We start from the raw sequence: 5,908 nt of genomic DNA on the forward strand, positions 1-5,908 counted from the left end.
GGCCTCAGCCGCCGGCGCGTCCACCGGCGCGTCCGCCGGCGCGTCCACGGGCGCGTCCAGCGGGGCGACCGCCGGGGCGGGCGGGTCCGTCTCCGCTGTCGCCTTCCGGGCGGTGGGTTCCGGCGTGCCCGACTACGGCCGGCCCGTGCTGCACACCACCGGACTGGTGGGCGAGGGCGAGCGTTACGTCGTGGCCGTGCTGACCGCCCATCCCGCGGGCGGCGCGTGGAACGCCTCGGTCCAGCGCGTCACCAGGCTGACCGCGGACCTGTACCGCGGCCTTTCGGCCCGGTGAGCGGCCTCCGTTCCCGATGATCCGTGATAGAGCTGGACGATGGCGGACGAAGGGACGGCGCTCGGCAGGGTGCTGAGGCGGGCCGGCGGCCCCGAGACGCTCGATGTGCTCGCGGGGCGGCTCTCCGGCGCCGACCTCACCACGCTGCTGCTCGAGGCGATGCGCCTGCGGGCGCGCGACCTGGCGCCGGCCGACGTGCTGCGCCGCTACCGTCACGACCGGTTCACGGCGCCGGCCGAGGTGCCGTTCGAGCGGCTGCGCCGGACCGAGGACGCGGTGCTGTCGGCGGTGCCGCCGGAGTTCGAGCTGGTCACCCTGTCGCCGGTCGCGCCGCTTGGCGCCCATTCGGCGCTCGCCGCCGTCGACCAGAACAAGGTCGTGTCCACGATCCGCAACTCCGAGGTCGCCGCCGATCCGACGAACGCCCTCGCCCTCGAGGCGGCCGTCCGGCGGCGTTCGTCGGGGCCCGAGGCGGCCGTGCGGCTGGCCGCGCTGCAGCGGGTCGTGCGCGCGCAGCGCTTCCCCAGCGGCTTCTCGTCGCACTTCACGCTGTTCGGCCTCGTCACGGCCGGGCGCGACACCGGCGGGCTGGCATTCGAGCGGCGGCACCTCGCCGAGCACCTGAGCCTGCTGAGCAGAGCCGTCCGCGCCTGCGGCGCCGAGCCGGAGGTGCGCGTCACCCTGCTCGATCCCGCCTTCGAGGCCGTCGCGAGCGACCTGGACGCCGTCGGGGACCCCGGCCGGCAGTCCGGCCGGGGCTACTACGGCGGGCTGTGCTTCAAGGTGTACGCCGGGGACGTGGAGGTGGGCGACGGCGGCTTCGTGGACTGGACCGCCCGCCTGCTGGGCAACCGCAAGGAACGGCTGCTGATCAGCGCCCTCGGCGTCGACCGGCTCAGCTGACCGGCCCCGCCGGCTGGGGGGGCTCAGCCCGTGTAGGCGGCGTAGACCTTCTTGGGCACCACCATCCGCCACGCCTCCACGACCAGCTCGCGCATCTCGTCGAGGTCGATCTCAGCCAGCCGCACGAGCACCCAGTTGTAGCGCAGGTCGCTCTCCGCCGGCATCATGAACTTGCCCGGTTCGGCGGCCACCAGCGCGGCGCGCTCCTCCTTCGGGAAGGCGAACCCCATCACCGACTCGTCCCGCGTGAATGCCAGGTAGACGATCGAGCCCACCCGGAACTTGACCCGGTCGCGGATCAGATGCTCCGACGAGCGCGGGAGGGTCGCCGCGAGCCGCCGCACGTCCTCGACTGTGACCATGCGGCCAATCTAGCGTCCGATCTAGTGATCGCCCGGGGCGGCGGAGATGTCGCCGAGCGCGGAGTCCGGGTCGCGTTCCATGGCGATGTCGCCCAGGCTCACGATCCCGATGGCCCGTCCGTCCTCGATCACGGGCAGGCGCCGGACGGCGTGCGAGCGCATGAGCTGTACGGCCTGTTCGATGCTGGTGTCCGGGCCGACGGCCTCGACGCTTCCGGTGCACGCCTCGCGTACCGGCGTGTCGGGGCCCTTGTCCTCGGCGACCACCCGCACGGTGATGTCGCGGTCGGTCACGATGCCGCTGACGCGGCCGTTGTCGTTCACGATCACGGCTCCGGCGTCGTTGTCGCGCATCAGCGCCGCCGCCACGGCGACGGGCTGATCCGCCTCGACCGCCGCGGGGCGGCTGGTCATGATGTCTGCCACGGTCTTGGCCATGGGACGTTCCTCCCGGTGTCGGTTCGGCGGGCCGGCGGATTCGCCGGCCGGCGCTCCTCTACCCGGCCGGGAGGCCGTCTCACCGCGATCTCGATGTCTCGTACTATGAGACAATTCTTCTCTTATTATGAGATGATCGATAGTGTGCCTCTCATGGACGCCGTATACACCCATGGCCACCACGAGTCCGTGCTGCGCTCGCACAGGTGGCGGACGGCCGGCAACTCGGCCGCCTACCTGCTGCCCCACCTCCAGCCGCACATGACGCTGCTCGACGTGGGCAGCGGGCCCGGCACCATCACCGCCGACCTGGCGCGCCTCGTCCGGCACGTGACCGCTTCGGAGGTGAGTGGCGACGCGCTGCGACTGGCCCGGAACGAGGTGGCGGCCCAGGGGCTGGGCAACGTCGGCTTCGCCGTGGCGGACGCGCAGGCGCTGGAGTTCGCCGACGACACCTTCTGCGTCGTCCACGCCCACCAGGTGCTGCAGCACGTCGGCGACCCGGTGCGGGCGCTGCGCGAGATGAGGAGGGTGACGAGGCCGGGCGGGATCGTGGCGGCCCGCGACAGCGACTACGCGGCGTTCGCCTGGTACCCGAAGGTGCCGGCGCTGGACGACTGGCTGGCGCTCTACCAGGAGGTCGCCCGCGCCAACGGCGGCGAACCCGACGCCGGGCGGCGCCTGCTGTCGTGGGCGCGGGCCGCGGGATTCGACGACGTGACGCCCACCGCGTCGACCTGGTGCTTCGCCACGCCCGAGGACCGGGCCTGGTGGGGCGGCATGTGGGCGGACCGCGTCCTGCGCTCGGCGATGGCCAGGCAGGCGCTCGCCTCGGGCGCCGCGACGCCGCGGGATCTCGAGCGCATCTCGGAAGGGTGGCTGGAGTGGGCGGCGGCCGGGGACGGCTGGCTGGCGATCCCGCACGGAGAGATCCTCTGCCGCGCCTGATCCAGCGCGCATGGGCCGGGACCTGCCGGGTCAGGGCCCCTCGGGTCGGTATCTCCCGGGTCAGGGGGTGAGGGTCGCCACCCGCTGCCACTGGGGGTCGCGGTAGAGCACGACGTCCGTGCCGTCCAGCAGCTCGTCGGGAGCCGAGACCATGGTGATCTCGCCGGCGGACTGCATCATCAGCAGCAGATCGCGAACCCGGGGCCCGACAGGGAGGCGGCCCAGAGGCAGGCCGAGCCCGGCACGCACCAGGTCGGCTATCTCCGACAGGTGGAACGGCCCGTCCAGCTCCGCCACCACGCCGCGCACCACGCTCATGGTGATCACCTGCTCCGCCTCGGCGTGGGCGAGCTGCCAGGTGATCTGCTCGCGGCGGCGCCCGGTCGCCGCGCACGCCGTGCAGCGGCGCGTCAGGCCCGGCACGACCTGCTCCTCCGCCGAGCCGAGGCACGCCGTGCACTGGCCGTTCTCGGCGGCGTGCAGCTCGGCGGCCATGCGCCCGTCCAGCCGGGCGCCGCAGTCACAGGTGTGGACGTCGCCCAGGATGGCGGCGGCGGGCGGGGAGATGGTGTGCTTCGTCATCGTGGCCGACTCTACCCGCGGGTGGAGGCCAGGCTGTGCAGGCGGCGCAGCGCCTTGCGGGCGGCGGCGGCGACCCGCTCGTCCGGATGGCGGTCGATGATCACGCGCAGCACCTGTTCCGACCACGGGTGGTCGCCGAGCGCCAGGAGCGCGATGGTGCTCGCCTGCTGGTCCGGCTCCATCCCCATGGCCATCGACTCGATGACCTCGTCCGTCTCGCCGCCGAACTCCAGCAGCGCCGCCGCCATGTCCACGAACACCCAGGCGATCTCCTCGGGCGACGGCTGGTGCTCCTCGCGTCCCAGCCGGGCGGCCACCACCGCGCCCAGCTTGCGGACACCCAGCAGCCGGTCGAGCACCCTCCTGCCGTCGTCGCCGAGGTCCAGCGCGAGGAGCTCGACGCCGATCGCCCTGCCCAGCGGGCTCACCTCGGCGAGCGCGGCGCCGATCTCCTCCGCCGCCTTGACCCGGTCCCGGCCGGCCAGCCAGCCGGTGAGCTCCTCGATGCGCGCGGGTTCGGGGTAGGAACGGAGGCCGTGCAGCAGGGCCACGGCGCTCCGGGGCGCGAACGACCCCATGACCGGAATGTCCTGCCCGGTCAACTCGCCGATGAGCAGCCTGGCGGCCCAGAGCCCCAGCGGGGTCAGGGTGTACCGCTCACCGGTGGCGGGCTTCACGGCCTCGGCCCCCGGTCCGGGATCACCGGTCTCCGGGGCGGCGGCCTCGTCCGTCTCTTCCGCGGGGCTCGAAGGCTCGTCCGGCAGGGCCGCGACCGTGTCGACCAGGCCCAGGGCGAACAGCGCGCCGGGCAGGTCCCCCATCGGGTCGCGACCGAGGAACAGGCGGGCGAGCTGCAGGAAGACGGCCTGGTCGGCGCCGAACACGTGCCGCAGCACGTCCCCCCACACCCGCAGCACCTCCCCGGCGGCCCCCTCGCGCAGGACCTCGACCGCGTCCGGCCCGACGGGCCCGCCCCGCAGGCTGTCCAGCGTCTCCGGCCCCACCTCCGGAAGCGCGTCCACCGCCTCCACGGAGGTCAGGAGGGTCGCCGCCAGGGGTGTCTCCCGCACGGCCGCCGCCAGGTCGCCCTCCGAGGGCAGGCGGATCGGTGGCTGGAGCGGGAGAGTCACGTCGTCGTAGGTGCCCACGACACCCATCCTGGCGGAACATCCATGAATTCACGCCAAAGATCTCCGTACGCTGATGAACCGTGACGTTCCGTGACTCTCTATAACTCTTCGTGACTCTCCTGGCGGTTGAACCGGTCCGGGTGCGGCGCCGTACCTGGCAGGAGGAGATCGTTCTCCGCGGGCCCACGAAATCGGGAGGAGTGACGGATGCGAGGTGCGCCGCGCCGACGGCCGTTCAGGCCCTGGCTGTCCCTTTCGGGGGGCATCGCCTTCGTGCTGGCGGTCGGCACGGTGCCGGCTCAGCCGGACGGCGTGCTGCATCTGTCGTTCGGACCGAGAGACGCCGCCTCGCAGACGATCATCTGTCCGGGCGGAGTGGATCGCCCGCCGGAGGCCCGGTCCGGCAATGGGTGACAAAATACCTGGTCAGCGTACCGGTTGAATCCGGGCATGTCAGGTCCTAGGGGGGCGGGCCCCGGGTAGACGACGACTGTCGCCTACCTTCGGAGCCCGGTATGACGGTCACCCGCCCGCGCGCGCCCGAGGCCGTCGCGCCGCGGGGGCCGTCCCTCCCACGGCCGGTCGTGCTGCTCGCGCTGGTCGGCGTCCTGTACGCCGCGGCGCAGCTCGTGCTGGTCTCGCCGGGGATGGGCATCGGCTGGGACGAGGCGATCTACGCCAGCCAGTACGCGGCCCACGCGCCGCCCGCGCCCTTCAGCGCGCCCCGCGCCCGGGGAGTGCCGCTGCTGGTCGCCCCGGTGGTGGCGGTGACCGATTCGGTGCTCGCGCTGCGGCTGTACCTGACGGCGGTCTCCTCGCTCGCGCTGTTCGGGGCGTACCTGGTCTGGGTGCGGGTGCGCGCCGACAGGTCCGTGCCGCTCGCGGCGCTGCTGTTCGGCGGGTGCTGGCTGTCGCTGTTCTACGGCAACGAGGCGATGCCGAACCTGTATGTGGCGCTCGGCGGCGTCGCGGCCGCCGGCTTCCTCGTGCTGGCGGTCCGCTCCGAACGGGCCTCGGGTGCGGGCTCCGGGCGGGCCTCGGGTGAGCGCTCAGGGCCGCTCTCGGGTGTCGGCTCCGGGCGGGACCTGGGGCAGGGCTCGCGCGGAGAGGTGGTGAAGGGCCGCTCCTGGGGGGCCGTCGCGGGGCTGGCCGGATCGCTGGCGGTCGTGTCGCTGATGCGGCCGTCGGACGCGCTCCTCATCGCGGTCCCGCTCGCCCCCGCGGCGCTCGTCGCGCTGCGGCGGCGCGCC

The 5,908-nt window shown here is 73.5% G+C and carries 7 protein-coding genes and 2 pseudogenes; 5 read left to right on the top strand and 4 right to left on the bottom strand.

Going from position 1 to position 5,908, the window contains the following annotated elements; genetic code table 11:
• Both DQW85_RS28950 and DQW85_RS28955 read left to right on the top strand, forming a co-directional pair.
• Positions 1–295 (top strand): annotated as a pseudogene (locus DQW85_RS28950) (hypothetical protein); the annotation flags it as partial.
• 39 nt (positions 296–334) lie between these two features.
• Complete coding sequence (locus DQW85_RS28955) at positions 335–1,198, top strand: hypothetical protein (protein WP_205315493.1); 864 nt, start codon at positions 335–337, stop codon at positions 1,196–1,198.
• A gap of 23 nt (positions 1,199–1,221) precedes the next feature.
• On the opposite strand, the gene DQW85_RS28960 is transcribed toward DQW85_RS28955, so the two are convergent.
• The gene (locus DQW85_RS28960) at positions 1,222–1,560 is read right to left on the bottom strand and encodes an MmcQ/YjbR family DNA-binding protein (RefSeq protein ID WP_113703027.1); all 339 of its coding nucleotides are present in this window, start codon (positions 1,558–1,560) and stop codon (positions 1,222–1,224) included.
• Between the two features lie 21 nt (positions 1,561–1,581).
• Positions 1,582–1,998, bottom strand: a complete 417-nt coding sequence (locus tag DQW85_RS28965; RefSeq protein WP_113703028.1) for a CBS domain-containing protein — start codon at positions 1,996–1,998, stop codon at positions 1,582–1,584.
• A gap of 153 nt (positions 1,999–2,151) precedes the next feature.
• On the opposite strand from DQW85_RS28965, the gene DQW85_RS28970 reads away from it, so the two are divergent.
• On the top strand, positions 2,152–2,946 hold the full coding sequence (locus DQW85_RS28970) for a class I SAM-dependent methyltransferase (protein ID WP_113703029.1): 795 nt from the start codon (positions 2,152–2,154) through the stop codon (positions 2,944–2,946).
• Between the two features lie 60 nt (positions 2,947–3,006).
• Here DQW85_RS28970 and DQW85_RS28975 read toward each other — a convergent pair whose 3' ends face one another.
• Positions 3,007–3,528, bottom strand: a complete 522-nt coding sequence (locus DQW85_RS28975; RefSeq protein WP_113703030.1) for a hypothetical protein — start codon at positions 3,526–3,528, stop codon at positions 3,007–3,009.
• An 11-nt stretch (positions 3,529–3,539) separates the two neighbouring features.
• Positions 3,540–4,676, bottom strand: a complete 1,137-nt coding sequence (locus DQW85_RS28980; RefSeq protein ID WP_162795460.1) for a hypothetical protein — start codon at positions 4,674–4,676, stop codon at positions 3,540–3,542.
• Between the two features lie 189 nt (positions 4,677–4,865).
• Between DQW85_RS28980 and DQW85_RS28985 the strand changes: the two genes are divergently transcribed.
• Together DQW85_RS28985 and DQW85_RS28990 are read left to right on the top strand one after the other, a co-directional pair.
• Positions 4,866–5,072, top strand: coding sequence for a hypothetical protein (locus tag DQW85_RS28985; protein ID WP_113703032.1), 207 nt, complete (start codon positions 4,866–4,868; stop codon positions 5,070–5,072).
• A 101-nt stretch (positions 5,073–5,173) separates the two neighbouring features.
• Positions 5,174–5,908: pseudogene (locus tag DQW85_RS28990) on the top strand (hypothetical protein); the annotation flags it as partial.

The organism is Nonomuraea lactucae (assembly GCF_003313395.1).
Taxonomy (GTDB): domain Bacteria; phylum Actinomycetota; class Actinomycetes; order Streptosporangiales; family Streptosporangiaceae; genus Nonomuraea; species Nonomuraea lactucae.

Bases quoted from the DNA above. Each gene is read 5' to 3' on its own strand.
- DQW85_RS28955 (WP_205315493.1), top strand. From the start codon at position 335: ATGGCGGACGAAGGGACGGCGCTCGGCAGGGTGCTGAGGCGGGCCGGC.
- DQW85_RS28960 (WP_113703027.1), bottom strand. From the start codon at position 1,560: ATGGTCACAGTCGAGGACGTGCGGCGGCTCGCGGCGACCCTCCCGCGC.
- DQW85_RS28965 (WP_113703028.1), bottom strand. From the start codon at position 1,998: ATGGCCAAGACCGTGGCAGACATCATGACCAGCCGCCCCGCGGCGGTC.
- DQW85_RS28970 (WP_113703029.1), top strand. From the start codon at position 2,152: ATGGACGCCGTATACACCCATGGCCACCACGAGTCCGTGCTGCGCTCG.
- DQW85_RS28975 (WP_113703030.1), bottom strand. From the start codon at position 3,528: ATGACGAAGCACACCATCTCCCCGCCCGCCGCCGCCATCCTGGGCGAC.
- DQW85_RS28985 (WP_113703032.1), top strand. From the start codon at position 4,866: ATGCGAGGTGCGCCGCGCCGACGGCCGTTCAGGCCCTGGCTGTCCCTT.